The sequence below is a fragment of the Pseudomonas sp. PA1(2017) genome, from assembly GCF_001945375.1.
In the GTDB taxonomy this organism is placed as follows: domain Bacteria; phylum Pseudomonadota; class Gammaproteobacteria; order Pseudomonadales; family Pseudomonadaceae; genus Aquipseudomonas.
Genome location: NZ_MSXU01000009.1, coordinates 745,425 through 769,547, shown reverse-complemented (window position 1 = coordinate 769,547; position 24,123 = coordinate 745,425). Strand labels below are relative to the sequence as shown.

Annotated in this window: 19 protein-coding genes; 8 read left to right on the top strand and 11 right to left on the bottom strand. The window is 64.5% G+C overall.

Annotation, left to right across the window (positions count from 1 at the left end):
* Positions 1-74: 74 nt before the first annotated feature.
* The 3 genes from BVH01_RS10655 to trxB all read right to left on the bottom strand — a co-directional run bounded on the left by BVH01_RS10655 (position 75) and on the right by trxB (position 2,542).
* Positions 75-782, bottom strand: coding sequence for an arginyltransferase (locus BVH01_RS10655; RefSeq protein ID WP_075930294.1), 708 nt, complete (start codon positions 780-782; stop codon positions 75-77).
* A gap of 69 nt (positions 783-851) precedes the next feature.
* Positions 852-1,544 carry a leucyl/phenylalanyl-tRNA--protein transferase gene (gene aat / locus BVH01_RS10650; RefSeq protein WP_075930293.1) on the bottom strand — a complete coding sequence of 231 codons (693 nt, stop codon included), beginning with the start codon at positions 1,542-1,544 and terminating at the stop codon, positions 852-854.
* Positions 1,545-1,591: 47 nt separating this feature from the next.
* Positions 1,592-2,542 carry a thioredoxin-disulfide reductase gene (gene trxB / locus BVH01_RS10645; protein ID WP_027910772.1) on the bottom strand — a complete coding sequence of 317 codons (951 nt, stop codon included), beginning with the start codon at positions 2,540-2,542 and terminating at the stop codon, positions 1,592-1,594.
* A gap of 216 nt (positions 2,543-2,758) precedes the next feature.
* On the opposite strand from trxB, the gene ftsK reads away from it, so the two are divergent.
* The 6 genes from ftsK (at position 2,759) to cysG (ending at position 10,371) form a co-directional block, all read left to right on the top strand.
* On the top strand, positions 2,759-5,164 hold the full coding sequence (gene ftsK / locus BVH01_RS10640) for a DNA translocase FtsK (protein ID WP_075930292.1): 2,406 nt from the start codon (positions 2,759-2,761) through the stop codon (positions 5,162-5,164).
* An 18-nt stretch (positions 5,165-5,182) separates the two neighbouring features.
* A complete protein-coding gene (gene lolA / locus BVH01_RS10635; protein WP_075930291.1) occupies positions 5,183-5,809 on the top strand; it encodes an outer membrane lipoprotein chaperone LolA in 627 nt (208 codons plus the stop codon).
* A gap of 6 nt (positions 5,810-5,815) precedes the next feature.
* Positions 5,816-7,141, top strand: coding sequence for a replication-associated recombination protein A (locus BVH01_RS10630; protein WP_075930290.1), 1,326 nt, complete (start codon positions 5,816-5,818; stop codon positions 7,139-7,141).
* A complete protein-coding gene (gene crcB, locus BVH01_RS10625; RefSeq protein ID WP_075930289.1) occupies positions 7,138-7,512 on the top strand; it encodes a fluoride efflux transporter CrcB in 375 nt (124 codons plus the stop codon). The genes BVH01_RS10630 and crcB overlap by 4 nt, the downstream gene beginning before the upstream one ends.
* Before the next feature lie 16 nt (positions 7,513-7,528).
* Entirely contained in the window at positions 7,529-8,806 is a 1,278-nt protein-coding gene (gene serS, locus BVH01_RS10620) for a serine--tRNA ligase (protein WP_075930288.1), read from the top strand.
* A gap of 173 nt (positions 8,807-8,979) precedes the next feature.
* Positions 8,980-10,371 carry a siroheme synthase CysG gene (cysG, locus tag BVH01_RS10615; RefSeq protein WP_075930287.1) on the top strand — a complete coding sequence of 464 codons (1,392 nt, stop codon included), beginning with the start codon at positions 8,980-8,982 and terminating at the stop codon, positions 10,369-10,371.
* A 59-nt stretch (positions 10,372-10,430) separates the two neighbouring features.
* Here the strand turns inward: cysG and BVH01_RS10610 are convergent, their stop codons facing one another.
* From BVH01_RS10610 to BVH01_RS10580, 7 genes are all read right to left on the bottom strand, one after another.
* The gene (locus BVH01_RS10610) at positions 10,431-11,432 is read right to left on the bottom strand and encodes a TRAP transporter substrate-binding protein (RefSeq protein ID WP_075930286.1); all 1,002 of its coding nucleotides are present in this window, start codon (positions 11,430-11,432) and stop codon (positions 10,431-10,433) included.
* Positions 11,433-11,857: 425 nt separating this feature from the next.
* The gene (locus BVH01_RS10605; protein WP_075930285.1) at positions 11,858-13,144 is read right to left on the bottom strand and encodes a glycosyltransferase family 4 protein; all 1,287 of its coding nucleotides are present in this window, start codon (positions 13,142-13,144) and stop codon (positions 11,858-11,860) included.
* Between the two features lie 6 nt (positions 13,145-13,150).
* Positions 13,151-13,648 (bottom strand): disulfide bond formation protein B, encoded by a 498-nt coding sequence (locus BVH01_RS10600; RefSeq protein ID WP_075930284.1) that lies wholly within the window; start codon positions 13,646-13,648, stop codon positions 13,151-13,153.
* Positions 13,649-13,960: 312 nt separating this feature from the next.
* Positions 13,961-15,364, bottom strand: coding sequence for an efflux transporter outer membrane subunit (locus BVH01_RS10595; RefSeq protein ID WP_371915600.1), 1,404 nt, complete (start codon positions 15,362-15,364; stop codon positions 13,961-13,963).
* Between the two features lie 5 nt (positions 15,365-15,369).
* The gene (locus tag BVH01_RS10590) at positions 15,370-18,546 is read right to left on the bottom strand and encodes an efflux RND transporter permease subunit (RefSeq protein ID WP_075930282.1); all 3,177 of its coding nucleotides are present in this window, start codon (positions 18,544-18,546) and stop codon (positions 15,370-15,372) included.
* 100 nt (positions 18,547-18,646) lie between these two features.
* The gene (mexE, locus tag BVH01_RS10585) at positions 18,647-19,867 is read right to left on the bottom strand and encodes a multidrug efflux RND transporter periplasmic adaptor subunit MexE (protein ID WP_075930281.1); all 1,221 of its coding nucleotides are present in this window, start codon (positions 19,865-19,867) and stop codon (positions 18,647-18,649) included.
* Between the two features lie 179 nt (positions 19,868-20,046).
* Positions 20,047-20,964: a LysR family transcriptional regulator gene (locus BVH01_RS10580; RefSeq protein ID WP_075930280.1), complete on the bottom strand. Its 918-nt coding sequence runs from the start codon at positions 20,962-20,964 to the stop codon at positions 20,047-20,049.
* Between the two features lie 242 nt (positions 20,965-21,206).
* Here BVH01_RS10580 and BVH01_RS10575 point away from each other — a divergent pair, with 242 nt between their 5' ends.
* A complete protein-coding gene (locus BVH01_RS10575; protein WP_075930279.1) occupies positions 21,207-22,223 on the top strand; it encodes a zinc-dependent alcohol dehydrogenase family protein in 1,017 nt (338 codons plus the stop codon).
* Positions 22,224-22,337: 114 nt separating this feature from the next.
* On the opposite strand, the gene BVH01_RS10570 is transcribed toward BVH01_RS10575, so the two are convergent.
* Complete coding sequence (locus BVH01_RS10570) at positions 22,338-23,363, bottom strand: LacI family DNA-binding transcriptional regulator (RefSeq protein WP_075930278.1); 1,026 nt, start codon at positions 23,361-23,363, stop codon at positions 22,338-22,340.
* Positions 23,364-23,585: 222 nt separating this feature from the next.
* Here BVH01_RS10570 and BVH01_RS10565 point away from each other — a divergent pair, with 222 nt between their 5' ends.
* Positions 23,586-24,080, top strand: a complete 495-nt coding sequence (locus BVH01_RS10565; RefSeq protein ID WP_177344612.1) for a gluconokinase — start codon at positions 23,586-23,588, stop codon at positions 24,078-24,080.
* The last annotated feature ends 43 nt before the right edge of the window (positions 24,081-24,123 follow it).

Here is a 24,123-nt window from a genome sequence, read left to right as displayed (position 1 = left end):
GTGCCTGAAAACAAGGGTTGACGCCAAGGGGCTGCCTCTGTTTCAGCAGCGAAAGGCCAGGAAAATCGTCGATTTCAGGTCAGAGCGACCCAGCGCTGATTGACGAATAGCTCGATGGGGCGGTACTGGGTCTTGTAGTTCATCTTCCTGCAGTTCTTGATCCAGTAGCCAAGATATACGGCCTGCAGATTCAGGCGCAGCGCTTCGCCGATTTGCCAGAGAATGGCGTAGCGACCCAGGCTGCGGCGCTCTTCGTCCGGATCGTAGAAGGTGTAGACCGCCGACAGGCCATTGGGCAATACGTCGGTCACGGCGATGGCGAGCAGCCGGCCCTGTTCGCGAAATTCGAAGAAGCAGGAGAAAGAAAGGTCGCGCACCAGAAACGTGGAGAACTGCTCACGGCTGGGCGGATACATGTCGCCGTCGGCATGACGCTGCTCGATGTAGCGCGCGTAGAGCTGATAATATTCTTCGTTGAAACAAGGCCTTACCGCACGAACCTCAAGCGACTCATTACGTTTGAGGATACGCCGCTGCTGCCGATTGGGGGCAAAGCGGGCAGCCGGAATCCGCGCCGGCACGCAGGCCGTGCAGCGCTGACAATGCGGGCGATAGAGGTGATCGCCGCTACGCCGGAAGCCCAGCTCGGAGAGCTCGGCATACATGTCCGCGTCCATCGGCTGGCTGGGGTCGAGAAACAGCGTGGTGGCCTGTTCCTCGAGCAGGTAGCTGCAGGGATGGGGTTGCGTGGCGTAGAACTTCAGGCGAGCCAGCTCAGTCATGATCGACTCCCGGGAATGGCCTGGAATCAGTGTATGCCAGTGCCGGGCTGCGAGCCAGAACGGCGCTCGTCACCGGTCGCCAGCGCCGTGCCAGTCGGCCAGGCTGGGCTGATCCAGAAAACGCTCCAGATAGCCGGCGAACGCCTGGCGGCTGATCGCGCGGGCGCCGAGGCTGTGCAGGTGCTGGGTCGGCATCTGGCAGTCGATCAGTTCGAACTGCCAGGCCTGGAGTTGCTCGACCAGGCTGGTGAAACCGACCTTTGAGGCATTGTCGGCCCGGCTGAACATCGACTCACCGAAGAACAGCCTGCCCATGGCCAGACCGTAAAGCCCGCCGACCAGTTGCTGGTCCTGCCACACCTCGACGCTATGCGCGACGCCGCGCTCGTGCAGGTCGATATAGGCCTGTTGCATGGGCGTGGTGATCCAGGTGCCATCCGCGTAGTCGCGAGGCGCCGCGCAGGCGCGTATGACATCAGTGAACGCCTGGTCGAAGGTCACCTGAAAATAACCTTGGCGGATGACTTTGCGCAGGCTGCGCGACACATGCAATTCGCTGGGAAACAGCACGGTACGCGGGTCGGGCGACCACCACAGCAGCGGCTGCCCATCCTGGTACCAGGGAAAGCAGCCGTGCCGATAGGCGGCGATCAGCCGCTCGGCGCGCAGGTCGCCGCCAGCGGCCAGCAGGCCATTGGGTTCGTGCAGCGCCTTGTCGAGCGGCGGAAAGGTCAGGGAGTCGCGTTGCAACCAGGTAAGCATTGGCGAGACCGCAGCGGGGGAGGGCGGGAGTCACCCCGCCCGGAGCCTCAGTTGTCGTCGAGGAACTTCTCGACATCCAGGGCGGCCATGCAGCCCGCACCGGCCGAGGTGATGGCCTGGCGATAGACGTGATCGGCCACGTCACCGGCGGCGAACACGCCCTCGATGCTGGTGGCCGTGGCGTTGCCTTCGCTGCCGCCCTTGACCAGCAGGTAGCCGTCACGCATTTCCAGTTGGCCTTGGAACAGGTCGGTGTTCGGCTTGTGACCGATGGCGATGAACACGCCGGCCAATGGCAGGTCGCTGGTGGTGCCGTCCTGGGTGCTGCGCAGGCGCGCGCCGGTCACGCCAGTGGCGTCGCCCAGCACTTCTTCCAGGGTGTGGTTCCAGTGCAGCTTGATATTGCCGTTGGCCGCCTTGTCGAAGATCTTGTCCTGCAGGATCTTCTCCGAGCGCAGCTTGTCGCGGCGATGCACCAGGTGCACTTCCTTGGCGATGTTGGACAGGTACAGCGCTTCTTCCACGGCGGTGTTGCCGCCGCCGATGACCGCGACCACCTGGTTGCGGTAGAAGAAACCGTCGCAGGTCGCGCAGGCGGAAACGCCCTTGCCGGCGAACGCTTCTTCGGAGGGCAGGCCCAGGTACTGCGCCGAAGCGCCGGTGGCGATGATCAGCGCATCGCAAGTGTAGGTGCCGCTGTCACCCTTGAGGGTGAACGGACGGCTCTGCAACTCGGCGGTGTGGATGTGGTCGTAGATGATCTCGGTTTCGAAGCGCTCCGCGTGTTTCTGCATGCGCTCCATCAGCCCCGGTCCCGTCAGCCCTTCCACGTCACCCGGCCAGTTGTCGACCTCGGTGGTGGTGGTCAGCTGACCGCCAGGCTGAATACCGGTGATGATGACAGGCTTCAGATTGGCACGAGCGGCGTATACGGCGGCGCTGTAACCGGCCGGCCCGGAGCCCAGGATAATCAGGCGGGAATGCTTGACTTCGCTCATAAAAACACCTCATAAGCCTTTGTCACAAAAGAGAATGCATGCTCAAATTGAGCCGCACGGACGAATAGTGGCCGCTATGCTACACCGAAGCACGGGACGAGCGGGAGCCAGCCGGGCGATCGGTTCCCCAATGCACCGGCGGCATGCCGTACAATGGCGGCGTTTCGTCCTCCACCGATCATTCGGCGCGCTAAGCAGCGCAGGAACAGATGCGTTTTGAAGAACTCTAGCTCTACAGCACCGGCGCCGGCCTGGCGTCAGCAATTGCCATATCGCCTCAAAGAGGGCGCCCTGATCGCTCTCGGTGCGCTGTGTCTCTACGTGTGGATGGCGTTGCTCACCTACGACCCGGCCGATCCGGGCTGGACGCACACCAGCAACGTCGAGCAGGTGCACAACGCCGCGGGGCGAGCCGGCGCCTGGTTCGCCGATGTGCTGTTCATGGCCTTGGGCTATTTCGCCTATCTGTTTCCGCTGCTGCTGGGCATCAAGGCCCTGCAGGTGTTTCGCGCACGCCACGAGCCGTGGCACTGGAGCGGCTGGCTGTTCTCCTGGCGGCTGATCGGCCTGGTGTTCCTGGTGCTCTCCGGGGCGGCGCTGGCCTACATTCACTTCCAGAGCGGCGCCAACATGCCGGCTTCCGCCGGCGGCGCACTGGGCGAGAGCCTCGGGCAACTGACCGTCGCCGCGCTCAACGTGCAGGGCAGCACGCTGCTGTTCATTGCCCTGTTCCTGTTCGGCCTGACCGTGTTCACCGACCTGTCCTGGTTCAAGGTCATGGACCTGACCGGCAAGATCACCCTCGACCTGCTGGAACTGGTGCAGAGCGTGGTCAACCGCTGGTGGAGCTCGCGCCAGGATCGCAAACAGCTGGTCGCCCAGTTGCGCGAAGTGGATGAGCGCGTGCATGACGTCGCCGCCCCGGTGGTCAAGGACCGCCGCGAGCAGGCCAAGGTCAAGGAACGCCTGATCGAGCGTGAAGAGTCGCTCAACAAGCACATGACCGAGCGCGAAAGCCGCCCGGCGCCAGTCATTTCCGCACCGATAGCGCCCAGAGCGCCAGAGCCGAGCAAGCGCGTGCAGAAGGAAAAGCAGGTGCCGCTGTTCGTCGACAGCGCCGTGGAAGGCACCTTGCCGCCCATTTCCCTGCTCGACCCGGCCGAGGCCAAGAAGGTCGAGTACTCGCCCGAATCCCTGGCTGGCGTCGGCCACCTGCTGGAAATCAAGCTCAAGGAGTTCGGCGTCGAAGTCACGGTGGATTCGATCCATCCGGGCCCGGTGATCACCCGCTACGAAATCCAGCCGGCGGCCGGCGTCAAGGTCAGCCGCATCGCCAACCTGGCCAAGGATCTGGCGCGCTCGCTGGCGGTGACCAGCGTGCGCGTCGTGGAAGTGATTCCCGGCAAGACCACCGTGGGTATCGAGATTCCCAACGAGAACCGCCAGATCGTGCGCTTCTCCGAAGTGCTGTCCACCCCGGAATACGACGACGCCAAGTCGCCGGTGGCCCTGGCCCTGGGGCACGACATCGGCGGCAAGCCAGTGATCACCGACCTGGCGAAGATGCCGCACCTGCTGGTGGCCGGTACCACCGGTTCTGGTAAGTCGGTGGGCGTCAACGCGATGATCCTGTCGATCCTGTTCAAGTCGAGCCCGGAAGACGCGCGGCTGATCATGATCGACCCGAAGATGCTCGAACTGTCGATCTACGAAGGCATTCCGCACCTGCTGTGCCCGGTGGTTACCGATATGAAGGAGGCGGCCAACGCCCTGCGTTGGAGCGTTGCCGAGATGGAGCGCCGCTACAAGCTGATGTCGAAGATGGGCGTGCGCAACCTGGCGGGCTTCAACCGCAAGGTCAAGGACGCCATCGAAGCCGGCGAACCGCTGGCCGACCCGCTGTATCGCCGCGAGAGCATGGAAGACGAAGCACCGCTGCTCAAGCCGCTGCCAACCATCGTGGTCGTGGTCGACGAATTCGCCGACATGATGATGATCGTCGGCAAGAAGGTCGAAGAACTGATCGCCCGTATCGCCCAGAAAGCGCGTGCGGCTGGTATCCACCTGATTCTCGCCACCCAGCGCCCCTCGGTGGACGTGATCACCGGTCTGATCAAGGCCAACATCCCGACCCGTATGGCGTTCCAGGTATCGAGCAAGATCGACTCGCGCACCATCATCGACCAGGGCGGCGCCGAACAGCTGCTCGGCCATGGCGACATGCTCTATATGCCGCCGGGCACCAGCCTGCCGATCCGCGTGCACGGCGCCTTCGTATCCGATGACGAAGTGCACCGCGTGGTGGAAGCGTGGAAACTGCGCGGCGCACCGGATTACAACGAAGACATCCTCGCCGGCGCCGAAGAAGGCGGCGGTGGCTTCGACGGCGGCAGCGGCGGCGAGGGCGGTGAAGACAGCGAGAGTGATCCTTTGTACGACGAAGCGGTCAACTTCGTACTGGAGAGCCGTCGCGCCTCGATCTCTTCGGTGCAGCGCAAGCTGAAGATCGGCTACAACCGCGCTGCTCGCATGATCGAAGCCATGGAAATGGCCGGCGTCGTCACCCCGATGAACACCAACGGCTCGCGCGAGGTCATCGCACCTGGTTCGAGCCGCGATTAACTCCGACAGAGGATTCACATGCGCCTGATTCGCCTGATGCTGCTCGCCGTTCTCACCACGGCCAGCCTGTTCGCCCACGCTGACGACGAGGCGGCGGTCAAACGCCTGACCGAGCTGCTCAACCAGGCGCAGACCATCACCGCACGCTTTTCCCAGCTGTCGCTCGATGGCAGCGGCACCCAGCTGCAGGAAACCGCTGGCGAGCTGGCACTCAAGCGCCCGGGCCTGTTCCGCTGGCACACCGACGAGCCGATGGAGCAGCTGCTGGTTTCCGACGGCAAGCAGGTCTGGCTGTATGACCCGGACCTGGAGCAGGTCACCATTCAGTCCCTCGACCAGCGTCTGACCCACACGCCGGCGCTGCTGCTGTCCGGCGACGTGTCGCAGATTCGCGAGAACTTCGAGATCACCTTCAAGGAAGGTGGCAATGTGGTGGACTTCATCCTCAAGCCGAAGTCCAAGGACACCCTGTTCGACAGCCTGCGCCTGTCCTTCCGCAACGGCGTGCTCAACGACATGCAACTGATCGACAGCATCGGCCAGCGCACCAACATCCTGTTCATGAGCGTGAAGATGAACCAGCCTCTGGATGACAAGCAGTTCAGCTTCGAAATCCCTGAGGGTGCGGACGTCATCCAAGAGTAGGTCGTCGTGGATTTGTTTCGCAGCGCGCCCGTCGCCCAGCCTCTGGCCGCCCGTTTGCGGGCGACCACGCTGGACGAATACGTCGGTCAGGAGCACTTGCTGGCCCGCGGCAAACCGCTGCGCGAAGCCTTGGAGCAGGGCGCCCTGCATTCGATGATCTTCTGGGGCCCGCCCGGGGTCGGCAAGACAACCCTGGCGCGTCTCCTGGCCCAGGTTACCGACGCGCATTTCGAGACCATTTCCGCGGTGCTGTCCGGGGTCAAGGAAATCCGCCAGGCCGTTGAGGTCGCCCAGCAGCATGCGGCCCAGTATGGCCGGCGCACCATCCTGTTCGTCGACGAAGTGCATCGTTTCAACAAGTCCCAGCAGGACGCCTTTCTGCCCTATGTCGAAGACGGCACGCTGATCTTCATCGGTGCGACCACCGAAAACCCGTCCTTCGAACTCAACAACGCCTTGCTGTCCCGCGCCCGCGTCTATGTGCTCAAGAGCCTCGACGACGCTGCGCTGCGCAAGCTGGTAAACCGCGCCCTGAACGAGCCCAAAGGGCTTGGCGAGCGACACCTGACGCTGCCGGAAGAAAGCTTCGAGATTCTGAAGAGCGCCGCGGACGGTGACGGCCGGCGGTTTCTCAATTTCCTCGAGAACGCGGCGGACCTGGCCGATGACGGCGGCGAGATCAGCACCGAGCTGCTGCTCGACCTGCTTGGCGACACGCGTAGGCGTTTCGACAAGGGCGGTGAGGCGTTCTACGACCAGATCTCCGCGCTGCACAAATCGATTCGCGGATCCAGCCCGGACGGTGCGCTGTACTGGTTCGCACGCATGCTCGACGGTGGCTGCGATCCGTTGTACATCGCCCGCCGTGTGGTGCGCATGGCCAGCGAGGATATCGGCAACGCCGACCCGCGCGCCCTGACCCTGTGCCTGAACGCCTGGGACGTGCAGGAACGCCTGGGCAGCCCCGAGGGCGAGCTGGCCGTGGCACAGGCCATCGTCTACCTGGCCTGTGCGCCGAAGAGCAACGCCGTATACATGGCCTTCAAGGCCGCCAAGCGCGATATCGCCGAAAATGGCTCCCGGGAAGTGCCGCTGCACCTGCGCAACGCACCGACCAAGCTGATGAAGGAGCTCGGCTACGGCGACGAATACCGCTACGCCCACGACGAGCCTGATGCCTATGCGGCAGGCGAAGACTACTTCCCGGAAGACCTCGAACCGCGGCGCTATTACGAACCGGTGCCGCGTGGTCTGGAATTGAAAATTCGCGACAAGCTGGCCCATCTGGCCAACCAGGATGCCAACAGCCCCCGGCAGCGGAGAAAGCCATGATCACGACCATCGTCGCGGTTGCCGTCGGCGGCGCCCTGGGCACCCTTGCGCGGTTTTTCACTGGCAACTGGGTCAACGCCAACTGGCCACAGCATTTTTATGGCGCCACCTTGATCGTCAACCTCGTCGGCTGCCTGCTGATCGGGGTACTCTACGGCCTGTTCCTGATGCGCCCCGAGGTGCCGCTGCCCGTTCGGGCAGGGCTGATCGTCGGCGTGCTGGGCGGTTTCACCACATTTTCTTCGTTTTCCCTGGACACCCTGCGCCTGCTGGAAGGCAGCCAGGCGCCACTGGCCCTGGCCTATGTGGCAGTGAGTGTCCTGGGCGGCCTGCTCGCCACCTGGGCAGGCCTTTCGCTAACCAAACTCTGATCGACGAGAACCTGAAATGCTCGATTCCAAACTGGTGCGCAGCCAACTGCACGAAATTGCCCAGCGTCTGGCCACCCGTGGCTATGAACTGGACGTGACCCGCGTCGAAGCCCTCGAGGCGCAGCGCAAGTCCGTTCAGACCCGCACCGAGCAACTGCAGGCCGAGCGCAACAGTCGATCCAAGTCCATCGGCCAGGCCAAGCAGCGCGGTGAAGACATCGCGCCGCTGCTGGCCGATGTCGACCGCATGGGCAACGAGCTGGAAGAGGGCAAGCGCGAACTGGACGCCATCCAGGTCGAGCTGGATAACCTGTTGCTGAGCATCCCCAACCTGCCGCATGAGTCGGTGCCGGTGGGCGCCGATGAAGACGACAACGTCGAGGTGCGTCGCTGGGGTACGCCGCGTGCCTTCGATTTCGCCGTGCAGGATCACGTCAGCCTTGGCGAGCAGCACGGCTGGCTGGATTTCGAAACCGCCGCCAAGCTGTCCGGCGCGCGCTTCGCCCTGCTGCGTGGCCCGATCGCCCGCCTGCACCGCGCCCTGGCGCAGTTCATGATCAACCTGCACACCGCCGAGCACGGTTACGAAGAAGCCTACACGCCGTACCTGGTGCAGGCGCCTGCGCTGCAGGGCACCGGCCAGTTGCCGAAGTTCGAGGAAGACCTGTTCAAGATCAGCCGCGAAGGCGAAGCCGACTTCTACCTGATCCCGACCGCCGAGGTGTCGCTGACCAACATCGTTGCCGGCGAGATCGTCGAGGCCAAGCAACTGCCGTTGAAGTTCGTCGCCCACACGCCGTGCTTCCGCAGCGAGGCCGGTGCATCGGGGCGTGACACCCGTGGGATGATTCGCCAGCACCAGTTCGACAAGGTCGAGATGGTTCACGTGGTCGAGCCGGGCAAGTCTTTCGACGCCCTGGAAGAGCTGACCGGCCACGCCGAGAAAGTGCTGCAATTGCTCGAACTGCCGTACCGCGTCCTCGCGCTGTGCACCGGCGACATGGGCTTCAGCGCCACCAAGACCTACGACCTGGAAGTCTGGGTACCAAGCCAGGACAAGTACCGCGAGATCTCCTCGTGCTCAAACTGTGGCGACTTCCAGGCACGCCGCATGCAGGCCCGTTATCGCAACCCGGAAACCGGCAAGCCCGAGCTGCTGCACACCCTCAACGGCTCCGGCCTGGCAGTGGGCCGCACCCTGGTGGCCGTGCTGGAGAACTACCAGCAGGCCGACGGCACCATCCGCGTACCGGACGTGCTGAAGCCGTACATGGGTGGCATCGAGGTCATCTGAAGCGGGTCTGCGAGAAGGCTTGGGCGCTCGACTGAGCGCCCGGCCGTTGCACCGGTGGGCCAATAGAACGTCGCTACGCGCCCCCGGACCACCTTACCAATCAGGCCCCGAGCTTCGTCTCGGGGTCGCCATTTTCAATGTCGCTGCCGTGAGCGACTGAAGCGGGACTCGCTATGGACTTCCTTCCCCTGTTCCACAAATTGCAGAACCGCCGCGTGCTGGTGGTAGGCGGTGGCGAAATCGCCTTGCGCAAGGCGCGGCTGCTGGCCGATGCCGGCGGCACGCTGCGGGTGGTGTCGCCCGACGTGGTCAGCGAATTGCGTGACCTCGTCGAGCAAGGGGCAGGGGAGTTGCTGCTGCGTGGCTACGAGGCAGGCGACCTGCAGGGCGTGTCGCTGGTCATCGCGGCGACCGACGACGTGCCCCTCAATGCGCAGATCTCCGAGCAGGCCCAGGCCCTCGGCATTCCCGTCAACGTGGTCGATGCGCCGGCGCTGTGCAGCGTGATCTTCCCGGCCATCGTCGACCGCTCGCCGCTGATCGTCGCGGTCAGCAGCGGTGGCGATGCCCCGGTGCTGGCTCGCCTGATTCGCGCCAAGATCGAAACCTGGATCCCGGCCACCTATGGCCAGTTGGCCGGCTTGGCGAAGATCTTCCGTGCCCAGGTCAAGAACCTGTTCCCGGACGTACAGCAGCGCCGCGTCTTCTGGGAAGACGTATTCCAGGGCCCGGTGGCCGAGAGCGCATTCGCCGGCAAGCTCGGTGAAGCTCGCCGCCTGCTCGAAGACAAGATCAACGGCGCGGCGCCCCAGGCGCTGGGCGAGGTGTACCTGGTCGGCGCCGGCCCCGGCGATCCCGATCTGCTGACCTTCCGCGCGCTGCGCCTGATGCAGCAGGCCGACGTGGTGCTCTACGACCGCCTGGTCGCCCCGGCCATCGTCGAGCTGTGCCGCCGTGACGCCGAACGCATCTACGTGGGCAAGCGCCGCGCCGATCACGCCGTGCCCCAGGAGCAGATCAACCAGCGCCTGATCGACCTGGCCAAGGCCGGCAAGCGCGTTTTGCGCCTCAAGGGCGGCGACCCGTTCATCTTCGGCCGTGGCGGCGAGGAGATCGAGCAACTGGCGGCCCACGGCATTCCGTTTCAGGTGGTGCCAGGCATCACCGCGGCCAGCGGCTGTTCGGCCTACGCCGGCATTCCGCTGACGCATCGCGATCATGCCCAGTCGGTACGTTTCGTCACCGGCCACCTGAAGGACGGCAGCGCCGATCTGCCTTGGCAGGAGCTGGTGGCCTCCAGCCAGACCCTGGTGTTCTACATGGGCCTGGTCGGCCTGCCGACCATCTGCCAGCAACTGGTCGCCCACGGCCGCGCTGCCAGCACGCCAGCGGCGTTGATCCAGCAGGGCACCACGGAGAATCAGCGGGTATTCACCGGCACCCTGGCCAACCTGCCGGATCTGGTGGCGCGGCATGAAGTGCATGCGCCAACCCTGGTGATCGTCGGGGAAGTGGTGCTGCTACGCGAGAAGCTGGCCTGGTTCGAAGGGGCGCAGCACGCCTGAGCCTGGGAGCAAAAACGAAGAGGCCCGCATAACGCGGGCCTCTTTCGTTTGTGGAACGATCAATCGTGGCGCTTGCGGTTCACTACCTGAGCGGCCTTGATCACGTCGCTGCCGATCTCGGCTTCGAACTGCTGCCATACCGGCTGCATCGCGTCGCGCCAGGCCTGGCGCTGTTCCGGGGTGAGGCTGATGATCTGGCTCTTGCCGGAGGCTTCGATGCGGCGGCGATCGGCCTGGTTGGCTTCTTCGGCCTGGCGGTTCACCGCATAGGTGACCTCGTCGATGATCGCTTCCAGCTCGGTGCGGATCTGGTGAGGAATGGCGTACCAGAAGCGCGCGTTGCTGATCAGCATGTAGTCGAGCACGCCGTGGTTGGTTTCGGTGATGAACGGCTGCACCTCGTGCAGGCGCTGGCTGTAGATGTTCGACCAGGGGTTTTCAGCGCCCTGTACCTGACCGCTCTGCAGGCCCTTGTAGACCTCGGCGAAGGGCATCTTCACCGCAGTCGCACCCAACTGGGCGAACTGGGCGTCGAGCACCTTGGAATTCTGGATACGGAAGTTCAGGCCGGCAGCGTCCCCTGGCAGGCGCAGGGCCTTGGTCGCCGACATCTGCTTCATGCCGTTGTGCCAATAGGCCAGGCCGACGATGTTCTGATCTTCCATCGAGCGCAGCAGCTGACGCCCTTTGGCGCGCTTCTGGAAGCGATTGACGGCCTCCAGGTCATCGAACATGAACGGCAGGTCGAACACCTGCAATTGCTTGGTGTACTGGTCGAACTTGGCCAGCGACGGCGCGAGCATCTGCACCTCGTTGTTGCGCAGGGCCTCGAGCTCGTTGGCATCGCCATACAGCGACGAATTGGGGTAGACCTCGACCCGCACCTTGCCTTCCAGACGCTGATCGACCAGGCGCTGGAACATCAGGGCGCCCTGGCCCTTGGGCGTGTCGTCCGCCACCACATGGGAAAGCTTGATCACCAGCGTGCTTTCCTGGGCGACGGCGGCGTAGGAGGTGAGCGTCAGGGCGCAGACGGCCGCGACAGCGATCTTTTTCAGCATGTGGATGACCTTATTCTTGTCGACTGTTTTTACGGTCGGACGCCGGTTGGCAGTAGCGCCCGTGGGTACCGCTTAGGATTGTAGGCGAAGTCTACTGCATTGCTGGCGCCATATATGTGACAGCCGTCTTAGGGTCTGTTGCCGTTTCACGCACGGCCGCGCCGGAGCCCGTTTTGCCGCGAGGTAAGGCACGAGCCGCGAAGTTTAGCTAGCTAAATGAGCCGGCAAGAAACGCAGCATCGCGGCAAAACGGACCCGGCCCTTCGGGTTGCGCGAGAAATCTCGCCATGCGTTGTTGGAGGACTTGAAAAGGGAGCGCCATTCCCTGCGTCCTCCGCCTAGCTTGGCGAGTTTTACGCGGCAACGCGGCTCGCGTTGAAACGGCAACAGACCCTGGCTGCGGCAAAATGCCAGCTTGCGTCAGGTCAGCCGCCGCGTGCGTTCTTGGCGGCGATCCACTGGGACATGTACTGGGTGCTCTTGTGCTGGTGGTGACGCAGCATGGCGCCGACGAAGTTCAGTTGGCGATGCTGCTCGCGCGTATCCAGTACCTGCTCCAGCCTGGTGAGCAGTTCGGCGCCGAGCCGCGGGCGATCGAAGCGCTGCTGCAGCAGCGGCGCGATGTGGCTACGCGCTTGCGACCACGTCGCCGGGTCTTCATGAAGCTGCACGGCCGCCTCGGCAAAGGCCAAGGCGTCGTCGCTCACGTGCCCCGGCCAGGGCAGCTCGCCGTGCATGCCTTCACTGCCGATACGGGTGGTCACGCTGGGCGTGCCGCAGGCCATGGCATCGGCCAGCTTGCCCTTGATGCCCGCACCGAAACGCAGGGGCGCCAGGCAGACCCGGGCCTGGGCCATCACCCGATGCGCGTCGTCGACCCAGCCCAACACGTGAAAGCCCTGCCTGGGGTTGTGCAGCGCCGTGGCCTTGGGGGGCGGGTAGGCGCCGTAGACGTGCAGCTGCGCCTGGGGCAAGCGTGCGCGAATCAGCGGCCATAAGGCGTGCTTGAGCCACAACACGGCGTCCCAATTGGGCGCATGGCGGAAATTGCCGATGCTCAGGAAATGCGCACGCTCGGCGAAGGGCAGGTCGGCCAGCACAGGCGGGATCAGCATCAGCGCGCAGTCGTGCAAGAGGCTCGCCGGCACGCCGAACTGTTCCTGCAGCAGGTGCATCTCGAACGCGGAGATCATCAGCGTCAGGTCGCAGCGGTAGATCGACGCCACTTCGCGCTGGGCCATGTCGCCGGTCGCCATGGCCGCGTACAGCTGCTGCGGGGATGCCTGTACGGGCCCGACCTGATGCCGCTGGGTTTCGTTGTCGCAGGCCTGCTGGCTGGCCTTTAGCAAAGCGTGGCGGGCGTCGCGCAGACAATGCAGGTCACTGGTGTCGAGCACCCGCAGCGCCGTTGGCCAGGCCCGTTCCACCCGCCAGCCGAACTGTTCCTCGGTGAAGAAACGGTCGAACAGCACCAGATCCGGTTGCAAGCTCGCGACATAGCGATCGAAGCTGTCGCAGTTCAGGGCGACGGCGACTTCCTCGATCGCAAGCGTGGCCAGGTCGGCACGATGGGTGGACAATGCCGCAGCGCTGGCGAAGGTGACCTGCCAGCCCTGGCTGCGAAACACCCCGAGCAGTTCCAGCATGCGGCTGCCAGCGGCAGACGAACGCGGCTCCGGCCACACGTAGCCGAGCACCAGTACCTTGCGCATAAGGGCTCAGCGCGTGCCGCGGATGCTGCGCCACAGGGTGACGAGTACCAGCACGAACAGCGCGGCGATGCTCGCCAGTGTCCAGGCGGTGAACGGCACACCGAGAATCTTGTAGTCGTTCATGCCGCATACGCCGCCGCTCATGAACACGCCAGGCCAGTATTCGTGCAGAGGCAGCTGCTGGTAGTAGAACGGGAAGGGCGAGCAACTGCTGCTTTCCATGATACCCAGTTCGATCAGCGTGACGTGGGCATTGTCGATCAGCGCCATGCCGCTGGCAGCGAGCAGCAGGGGCCACAGCAGTACCGACAGCCAGGTCTGGCGGGCTGCCGAGGCGGCGCTCAGCAGCAGGGCGATGACGGCGGTCAGGCATAGCCACAGGCGGATCTGCACGCACAGGGTGCAGGGCTCCCAACCGAATACATGCTGGGCAATCAGGGCACCGGCGAGCATCAGGACGCTGGCCAGGGCGATCAGCAGCAACAGCGGGGCGGGGCGGGACATGCAATTCTCCAGGAGCGAAGGCCTACGGTGGCAAGGTGCCGTTTGTACCGGAAGGCAGCGTGCCGGGCAATCGAGGAATCCGATGGAATCCATCATTTTTGCGGGCCTGGATACGATCGCGCTCAATGACGATGGGATATTTTCTGTGGGAACGGGCCATGCCCGTGATCTCGCGCGCATGGACTGGGCGTCCCCGCGCGCTCCCACATGGGCAGCGGTCGACTCGGACCCTGAGTAGAAAAAATCCCCACGCAGAGTGGCGTCTGCGTGGGGCAACAAGGGCCGACAAAGCGGCCGGGAGGGAAAAGTAGTTCAGGAGGCCGGCTGCCAACCGCCACCCAGGGCCTTGTAGATGGCGACGATGCCCTGATACAGCTCGACCTCGGCCTGGGCCTGGCTGTCTTCGGCGGCCAGGCGTTCGCGTTCGGCGTCGAGCAGCACGAGGAAATCAGCGCTGCCTTCGCGGTACTGCAGGGCGGCCTGGGCTGCGGCGGCGCGGCTGGCCTCGGACTGGCGCACCAGTGACAGCAGACGCTGCTGGCGTTTGCCGTAGTCGCTAAAGGCGTTCTCCGATTCCTCCAGGGCCAGCAGCACCTGCTGCTCGTAACTCGCCAGGGCGCCGTCGGCATCCGCTTCGGCGCCGCGCAGGCGGGCCCTGACGCTGCCAAGGTCGAACGCGGCCCAGCTGATGGTTGGCGCCACGCCCCAGGCGCGCGCTGCCGAGGAGCCGAGCTGCGAGCCGCGGCCGGCGGTAAAGCCGAGGAAGCCGGACAGGCTGACCCGCGGGAACAGATCCGCCGTGGCCACGCCGACCTGGGCGGTAGCCGCCGCCAGCTCGCGTTCGGCGGCGCGCACGTCCGGCCGGCGACGCAGCAGCTCGCCCGGGTCACCGATCGGCAGTGCCTTGGCAATGGCCGGCAGCGGGCGCGGCGCCAAGTCCACGCGGAGTTGCTCCGGACGCTGGCCGAGCAGGGTGGCAATGCGGTTGCGCGCCCGCACCTGCTGCGCCTGCAGTTGCGGCAGCGTCGCTTCGGTGGCCGCCAGGCGGGCGTCGGAGCGCAGCACGTCCAGCTCGCTGCCCATACCGACTTCGCGACGACGCTCGATGATGTCCCGAGACGACTGCTGGTTCTGCAGATCGGAACGGGCGATGCCCTCGCGCAACTGCGCTCCACGCAAGGTGCCGTAGGCATCGACCAGCTCGGCGATCAGGCTGACCTGCAGCTGCTGATAGTCGGCCTGGGCCACTTCGATCTGCGCCTCGCTGGCTTCCAGCTGCCGCTGGATGCGACCGAACAGATCGAGCTCCCAGGCCATGTCCAGGCCCAGGTCATAACGCTCGGCATTGACCCGCTGCTCGGTCACGCCGGGCTGCTGGGCCTTGCCGATTTCGCTGCTGGCCCGGCTGGTCACGGTGGGCAGACGGTCGTTGGCGACGTCGTCGCGAATCGACCGGGCAGCGCGCAGCCGGGCGTAGGCCACGCGCAGCTCGCGGTTGTTCTGCAGCGACTGATCGACCAGTTGATTCAGGGTCGGGTCGTCGAACTGTTGCCACCACTGCGCTTCGAAGCGGGCGGTGTCGTAACGGCCCTGGGCCGCTTGCGCCGACACCACGGTGGCATCCTGCGGCGCCTGGTAGTCCGGGCCGACCGCGCAGGCGCTGATGGCCAGCGCCAGGGCTGAGATCAGCAGCGTGCGTGGCACCAAGTGAGTCATCGAATTCATGCCTGGGCCTCCTGCAGACGGGCCTGTTGTTTGCGCGCCTGGCGTTTTTCCACGAAGGCGCGAATCAGTACGTAGAACACCGGGGTGAGCAGCAGGCCGAAGAAGGTCACGCCGAGCATGCCGCTGAATACCGCGACGCCCATGGCATGGCGCATTTCCGCGCCGGCGCCGCTGGACAGCACCAGCGGGACCACGCCCATGATGAAGGCGAAGCTGGTCATCAGGATCGGCCGCAGGCGCAGGCGGCAGGCTTCCAGCACCGCGGCGACGCGATCCAGGCCGTGCTCCTGCTGCTCCTTGGCGAACTCGACGATCAGAATCGCGTTCTTGCATGCCAGGCCAACCAATACGATCAGGCCGATCTGGGTGAAGATGTTGTTGTCGCCGCCGGACAGGATCACCCCGGTAATAGCCGACAGCAGCACCGTCGGTACGATCAGGATCACCGCCAGCGGCAGGCTCCAGCTCTCGTACTGGGCGGCCAGCACCAGGAAGGCCAGCAGCACGCAAAGTGGGAACACGAACAGCGCGGTGTTGCCGGCGAGGATCTGCTGATAGGTCAGCTCGGTCCACTCGTAGCTCATGCCGTTGGGCAGTTCTTCCTTGAGCAGCTTGGCCATCGCCGCTTCGGCCTGGCCGGAGCTGTAGCCGGGAGCTGCGGCGCCGTTGATCTCGGCAGTGATGAAGCCGTTGTAGTGCATCACCCGGTCGGGGCCGGAGCTGTCGCTGACCTTGACGAAGGTCGACAGCGGGATCATCTCGCCACGGTTGTTGCGTACCTTCAGCTGGCCGATCTGCTCGGCGTCCAGGCGGAAGCGCTGGTCGGCCTGCACGTTGACCTGGTAGGTACGGCCAAAACGGTTGAAGTCGTTGGCGTACAGCGAGCCGAGGTAGACCTGCATGGTGTCGAAGATGTCATCGATGGCCACGCCGTGGGTCTTGGCCTTCTCGCGGTCGAGGTTGGCTTCCACCTGGGGCACGTTGACCTGATAGCTGGTGAACAACCCGGCCAGCTCCGGCACGTTCTGGCTCTTGGCGATGATGTTCTGGGTCTGCTTGTACAGCTCTTCGTACCCCAGGCTGCCACGGTCCTGCAGCTGCACGCGGAAGCCGCCGATGGTGCCCAGGCCCATCACCGGCGGTGGCGGGAAGATGGCGATGTAGGCCTCCTGAATGCTGGAGAACTGGCCGTTGAGGTCGGCGGCAATGGCGTTGGCGCTCAGCGATGCGTCCTTGCGCTGATCGAAATCCTTGAGGGTGACGAACACGATGCCGCTGTTCGGGCTGTTGGTGAAGCCATTGATCGACAGGCCCGGGAACGACACGGTGTTTTCCACGCCAGGGTGCTTGGCGGCGATGTCCGACATGCGCTTGATCACCGCTTCGCTGCGGTCCAGGCTGGCGGCGTCCGGCAACTGGGCGAAGGCCACCAGGTACTGCTTGTCCTGGGGCGGTACGAAGCCGGTCGGGGTGCTGGAAAAGCCCATATAGGTCAGCCCCATGAGGCCCGCGTAGACGATCAGGGCGATGCCGCTGCCGCGTACCACACGGCGCACGGTGCCGACGTAGCCATGGCTGGCCCGTTCGAACACGCGGTTGAAGGGGTTGAACAGCCAGCGCCCGAACAAACGGTCGAGCACCACCGAGAAGCGGTCCTTGGGCTCGTGATGACCTTTGAGCAATACGGCGGCCAAGGCCGGCGACAGGGTCAGCGAGTTGAAGGCGGAGATCACCGTGGAGATGGCGATGGTCAGCGCGAACTGCTGATAGAACTGCCCGGTGAGGCCGGAGATGAACGCGGTCGGCACGAACACGGCGCAGAGCACCAGGGCGGTGGCGACGATCGGCCCGGTGACTTCCTTCATGGCCTGGCGGGTCGCCTCCAGCGGCGTCTTGCCGAGGCCGATGTTGCGTTCGACGTTCTCCACCACGACGATGGCGTCATCCACCACGATACCGATGGCCAATACCAGCCCGAACAATGACAGGGCGTTGAGCGAGAAGCCGAACATGTGCATGACCGCGAAGGTGCCGATCAGCGACACTGGCACGGCGGCCAGGGGGATGATCGAAGCGCGCCAGGTCTGCAGGAACAGGATCACCACCAGCACTACCAGCACGATGGCTTCGAGCAGGGTGTGCACCACCGCTTCGATGGAGCCGCGCACGAAGATGGTCGGGTCGTAGACGATTTCGTAATCCACGCCTTCCGGGAAGCTCTGCTTGAGCTCGGCCATGCGCTCGCGCACCGCATCGGAAATGGCGATGGCGTTGGAGCCCGGGCGCTGGAAGATCGGCATGGCCACGGCGGGCTTGTTGTTGAGCAGCGAACGCAGGGCGTATTGCTTGGAGCCCAGTTCGATGCGGGCGATGTCCTTGAGGCGGGTGATCTCGCCGTTCTCGCCGGCGCGCACCACGATGTTCTCGAACTCTTCCTCGTTGACCAGACGGCCCTGGGTATTGATCGACAGCTGGAAGCTGTTGTCGCTGGCCGCCGGTGGCGCGCCCAGGGAGCCGGCCGCCACCTGGCGGTTCTGCTCGCGGATGGCGTTTACCACATCGGTGGCGGTCAGCCCGCGGGAGGCGACCTTGTCCGGGTCCAGCCACACGCGCATCGAGTAGTCACCGAGGCCGAACAGTTGCACGTCGCCGACGCCATCGAGACGAGCCAGCTCGTCCTTGATGTTCAACGAGGCGTAGTTGGACAGGTAGAGCATGTCGTAGGCGTCGTTGGGCGAGGTCAGGTGCACGACCATGGTCATGTCAGACGACGCCTTGTCGACCGTCACGCCGAGGCGCTGCACTTCGGTGGGCAACGTCGGCATGGTGCGGGTGACGCGGTTCTGCACCTGCACCTGGGCGGTATCCAGATTGGTGCCCAGGGCGAAGGTGATGGTCAGCGTCATGCGCCCGTCGTTGGTCGCCTGGGACGACATGTAGAGCATGCCCTCGACGCCGACGATGGCCTGTTCGAGCGGCGAAGCCACGGTTTCGCCGATCACCTTGGGGTTGGCGCCGGGGAAGTCGGCACGCACCACCACGGTGGGCGGCACCACTTCCGGGTATTCGCTGATCGGCAGCTGGAACAGCGAGATGGCACCGCCGATCAGGATGATCAGCGAGAGCACGGCGGCGAAGATCGGCCGCTGGATGAAGAACTGCGAGAAGTTCATCGTTAATGTCCTTTTGATGCGGGCACAGCCCAGCCTGCCCACGCCATGGGCGGCGCGAGCAGGTTCTCGGGTAGGAAATGGGAGAGGGCGAGGCCCGGTGTTACTTGAGGCTGACCTTCAGGGGTTCGTCATTGCGCGCCGAGGCTACGGCCTTGCGCTGCTTTTCCAGCGTCGCCAGGGTTTTCTCGTCGGCCATCGGCACGCTCTGCGGGTCCACGGTGCTGCCCGGTATCGCGCGCTGCAGGCCGTTGACCACCACGCGGTCGCCCTTGGCCAGACCACTGCGGACAATGCGCAGCCCCTCGAGCTTGGGCCCCAGCTCCACGGAGCGATAGGCCACGGTGTTGTTGTCAGCGAGCACCAGCACGAACTTCTTGCCCAGGTCGGTACCGACGGCGACGTCCTGGATCAGCATGGCGTCGTAGGTGTCGCTGCCCACCAGCTTCAGGCGCGCATACAGGCCCGGGGTGAAGGTGCCGTCACGGTTGTCGAACACGGCGCGGCCGCGGATTGTTCCGGTGCGCGGGTTGACCTGGTTGTCGAGGAAGTCCAGCTGGCCCAGATGCGGGTTGCCGGCCTCGTTGGACAGGCCCAGGTACACCGGGCTCTTGCTACGGCTGTCATGGCCGGCCTTGCGAGCCAGCTCGGTGTACTTGAGGAAGGCGCGCTCGTCGGCGTCGAAGTAGGCGTACACCTTGTCGGTGGACACCAGCGAGGTGAGCAGCGATTCGCTGGCGGTCACCAGGTTGCCGGCGGTCACTTCGGCACGGCTGACGCGGCCATCGATGGGCGCGATGACGCGGGTGAAGCTGAGGTTCAGGCGGGCGTTGTCGAGTTCGGCCTGGATGCCGGCCACGGCGGCCTGGGCTTCCTGTGCCGCACTTTTACGGGCATCGGCCAGCTCGGTGGAGATCGCATTGCCTTCACGCAGGCGTTCACCACGCTGGGCTTCGCTGCTGGCCCGTACCTGATTGGAGCGGGCTTGTTGCAACTGGGCCTCGAGGCGTTTGACTTCGGCCTGGAACGGGCGCGGGTCGATCTGGAACAGCAGGTCGCCTTTCTTCACCAATGCGCCTTCGGTGAAGCTCACCTTGTCGATGAAGCCGGACACCCGCGGGCGTATCTGCACTGATTCCGGCGCCTCGAGGCGGCCGGTGAACTCGTCCCACTCGTTGAGGGGCTGTTCGATGACTTCGGCCACGCTGACCTTGGGGGTAGGCATCTGCTGTGCGGTTTCCTGGCTCTTGCCACAGGCGGCCAGTACGAGCGCTGCGGTTAGGGCCAGGGGGAATTGCCAGAGCCTTGGGTTGGACTGTTCCATGATTTCGATCCGCCAAGAGGAGAGGGAAGTGATGGAGGCGGAGTCTGGTCGCTGCAACATCCGGGAACGAATCGAACGCCACGAAGATAGATATCATCGAGAATGATGATATTACCCGTTGGAATATAAATAGAGAGCTACCTATCTATTTAATCTAGACCTGTCGGCAGGCGTAAGGGCTATTCCAAGCTGTCCGGATCACCGAAGAACATCTGGATGCGCGAGCGCAGCCAGCGCTCGGCCGGGTCGTTGTCCTGAGCGCCGCGCCAGGCCATGGACATCTCGAAGCTGTTGCTCTCGAACGGCAGGTCTTCGGCGCGCAGGCCGCCGGCGGCGGTAAGCGTGGCAGCGGTGTAGTCGGGCACCACGGCGATCAGGTCGGTGCCGGACAGCAAGGTGCCCAGGCCGTTGAACTGCGGCACGGCGAGCACCACTTTGCGGGTGCGGTCGAAACGCGCCAACTGGTCATCGATGAAGCCATTGAGGTCGCCGGCGAACGACACCATGGCGTGGGGGCGAGCGCAGTATTCGTCGAGGCTGAGCTTGCCGGGGATCGCATCGGCGCGCAGCAGCTTCGGTTTGCTGCGGCGCAGGGTCTTGCGCTTGGCGTTGGCCGGCAGTTCCTCGGTGTAACTGACGCCTACGGAGATTTCCCCGGAAGCGAGCAGGTTGGGCATCAGCAGGTAGTTGGCGCGGCGCACCACCAGCACCACATTGGGCGCTTCGGAGCGCAGGCGCCGCAGCAGCGCCGGAAGCAGGGCGAACTCGACATCGTCCGACAGGCCGACCCGGAACACCGCGGTGCTGGTGGCCGGGTCGAACTCGGAAGCGCGGCTGACCGCGGTGGAGATCGAGTCCAGCGCTGGCGAGAGCAGGGCGAAGATTTCCTGCGCGCGCGCGGTGGGCTCCATGCTGCGCCCGGTACGCACGAACAGCGGGTCATCGAACAGGTTGCGCAGGCGCGACAACGCCGCGCTGATCGCCGGCTGGCCAAGAAACAGTTTCTCTGCCGCACGGGTCACGCTGCGCTCGTGCATCAGCGTTTCGAACACGATCAGCAGGTTGAGATCGAGACGTCGCAGGTCGTTGCGGTTCATCCGGGTTCCAAATGTGCGGGCTTGCCAGAGCGGGACGCTAGTGAGAGCCTTGTGCGCCAATAGTACGAGCACTTGAGCGCATTGGGAAAGACACCGGTAAGATTGGCATATCCACACGTTCCGCCGGCCTATATCACTGCCAGGCATGACGACTATTAGTCGTGTCGGGTGGTGTGCACCCAGGTGTGCAGATAAAGTCGAGTCCAGTGAATGACCCAATCCGCGATCAGTTGAGGTTGACGATGTCCCGCATGATCCGTTTCCACAAGTTCGGCGACGCCAGCGTATTGCAGTGCGAAGAAATGCCGACACCCACTCCGAACGCCGGGGAGGTGCTGGTACGTGTCCAGGCGCTTGGCGTCAGCTGGGGCGATGTGCTGTGGCGCCAGAACCTCGCCTCTGAAGAAGCCAAATTACCCTCCGGTGTCGGCTCCGAGCTGGCCGGTATCGTAGAAGCCGTGGGCGAGGGCGTTGACGACCTCCCGGTCGGTACGCCGGTTGCCGCGTTCCCGGCCAACACGCCCAACCGTTACCCGACCTGGGGCGATGTGGTGGTGGTGCCGCGCTATGCGCTGACCCGCTACCCGGACGTGCTCAGCCCGACCGAAGCCAGCATCCATTACACTGGCCTGCTGTTCGCCTATTTCGCGATGGTCGACCTGGCCAAGCTCAAGGCCGGCCAGCACGTGCTGATCACCGAGGCCTGCCATTGCCTGGCGCCACAGTCGGTGCAACTGGCCAAGGCGCTGGGTGCCAAGGTCATCGTGTCGACCAGCGTGCCGGGCAGCCGTGAATTTCTGCGCGAGCTGGGCGCCGACAAGATCATCTTCACCGAAGAACAGGATCTGGTGCTCGAGGTCGAGCGATACACCGAGGGCAAGGGCGCCGAGGTGATTCTCGACCATTGCGCCGGCCAGCAGCTCAAGTTGCTCGGTGACGTGGCCGCTACCCGCGGCAAGCTGATTCTCTACGGCCTCAACGGTGGCAACGACACCGCGTTCCCGGCCTGCGCGGCGTTCAAGAAGCACCTGCAGTTCTTCCGTCACTGCGTGCTGGACTTCACCGGGCACTCGGAGCTGGGCATCGAGCAGGATCACGCCGCCGTACAGCGCGCGCTGGATCACATCAACATGCTCACCGCCGATGGCCTGCTCAAGCCGCGAATCGACCGGACCTTCGCCTTCGAGGAGTTCGCCGACGCGCACCGCCATATGGAAGCCTGCCCCGATCGTGGACGCGTCGCCCTGACGCTGGAATGATCCGCCCCTGAACGAAAGAAGCCCGGCACTGACCGGGCTTCTTTCTGGGGTAACACATCCTTGTGTCGGGTACCGATCATGGCGGCCATCCCTTGCGATTTGATGACCGCGCGCCTAGCTGCTCTCACGCACCCGCAGCTCGAAACCCAGGTCGATGTTAGGCGTTGCAGGGCGGCCATCGAGCATTTTCAGCAGCAGGTTGGCGGCTTCGCGGCCGACCTCGGTGCGCGGCGTATGGATCGACGACAGCCGCGGCACGGTGTGCGCCGAAGCCGGCAGGTCGTTGAAACCGACCATCGCCACGCGCCCCGGCACCGCCATCTCGCAGCGCTGTGCTTCGAACAGCGCGCCCTGGGCCAGGTCGTCGTTGCAGAAGAAAATGCCGTCGACATCCGGATGGCGCTGCATCAAGTCGCGAAACAACTGGCAGCCCAGGCCGATGGACGAGGGCAGGGGATGCAACAGCTCCAGGGCCGGGTCGTAGACGCCGGCGGCCTGCAAGGCGCGGCGAAACCCTTCGCCGCGTTGCATCACCCGCGGGTCCAGCTGGGCCGCCACATAGGCGAGCCGCTTGCGACCTTGCTGCAGCAGATGCCTGGCCGCGGCTTCACCGGCCGCCTGCTGGGAAAAGCCGACGCTGGCGATACCCGGCGCATCGCTCAATTCCATCATGTGCACGCAGGGAATACGGCTGGCGCTGAGCAGGTGCCGGGTGCCCTCGGTGCGGTCGAAACCGGTCAGCAGCATGCCCATCGGCCGATATGGCAGGTAGTTGCGCACCAGCCGTTCTTCCTCGTCCCGGCAGTAGTGGTAATCACCAATCAGCACCTCGATACCGCGTGGCCGCATCACTTCGTGAATGGCATCCAGCGGTTCGATGAACAGCTGGTTGGAGAGCGAGGGAATCAGCACCACGACCGAGGTACTGCGCGCCGATGCCAGGGTTCGTGCCGCCGGGTTGGCCACGTAACCCAATTCATCGGCGGCCTTGCGCACCCGCTCGGCGAGATCGGCGCCCACCGTGGCCACGCCGCGCAGCGCCCGCGAGGCCGTGATGGTCGATACGCCGGCGCGTTCAGCGACCTGTGCCAGGGTCGGCATACCAAGGGTGCGGGAGTTGTTGTGCGTCGGGGATTTCATCGGCAGGGGTTGTCAGCGGCCAGAATTGCTGGTTAAGGTAGCGCTGTCTCAGGGGCTTGGCAATTGAGCGCAATGCGCTTGCCACTTCTGAGCAGCAGGAACCGGCGAATAACAGTTACAACATCTGAAGCCGCTGTCTCGCGTATCGCTTCACTCGCCAAAGATAGCGCTGTCTTCTGCTGGAGTTGCACGATGAGCAAACCGATAACCGCAGTAGTCGTCATGGGCGTATCCGGATGCGGCAAGAGCTGCGTCGGCGAATCGATCGCCAACCATGTCGGCGGTTACCTGATCGAAGGTGACCAATTTCACCCGCCTGCCAACATCGAAAAGATGAGCGCCGGCATTCCCCTCGACGACGATGACCGTGCCGACTGGCTGAGCCGCCTGGGCCGGGAACTGGTCAGCGCGCTCGAGACCCACCCGCATCCCGTGTTGACCTGCTCGTCGCTCAAGCGCAAGTACCGCGACCGACTGCGCGAAGCCGTGCCCGGCCTGGGCTTCGTGTTTCTCGAACTGTCCCGTGAGGAGGCCGCGCAGCGTGTCGGCAATCGCCCGGGGCACTTCATGCCCGCCAGCCTGATCGACAGCCAGTTCGCCACTCTGGAACCGCCTCACGGCGAGCCTTCGACGTTGGTGCTGGATGCCACGCAACCCATCGATACCCTTGGCCGCAAGGCCGCTGACTGGTGGCGGACTTCCAACGACGACCGCTGACCGTAACGACCCCATGCATCTCCCATAACAAAGACAAGTGGAG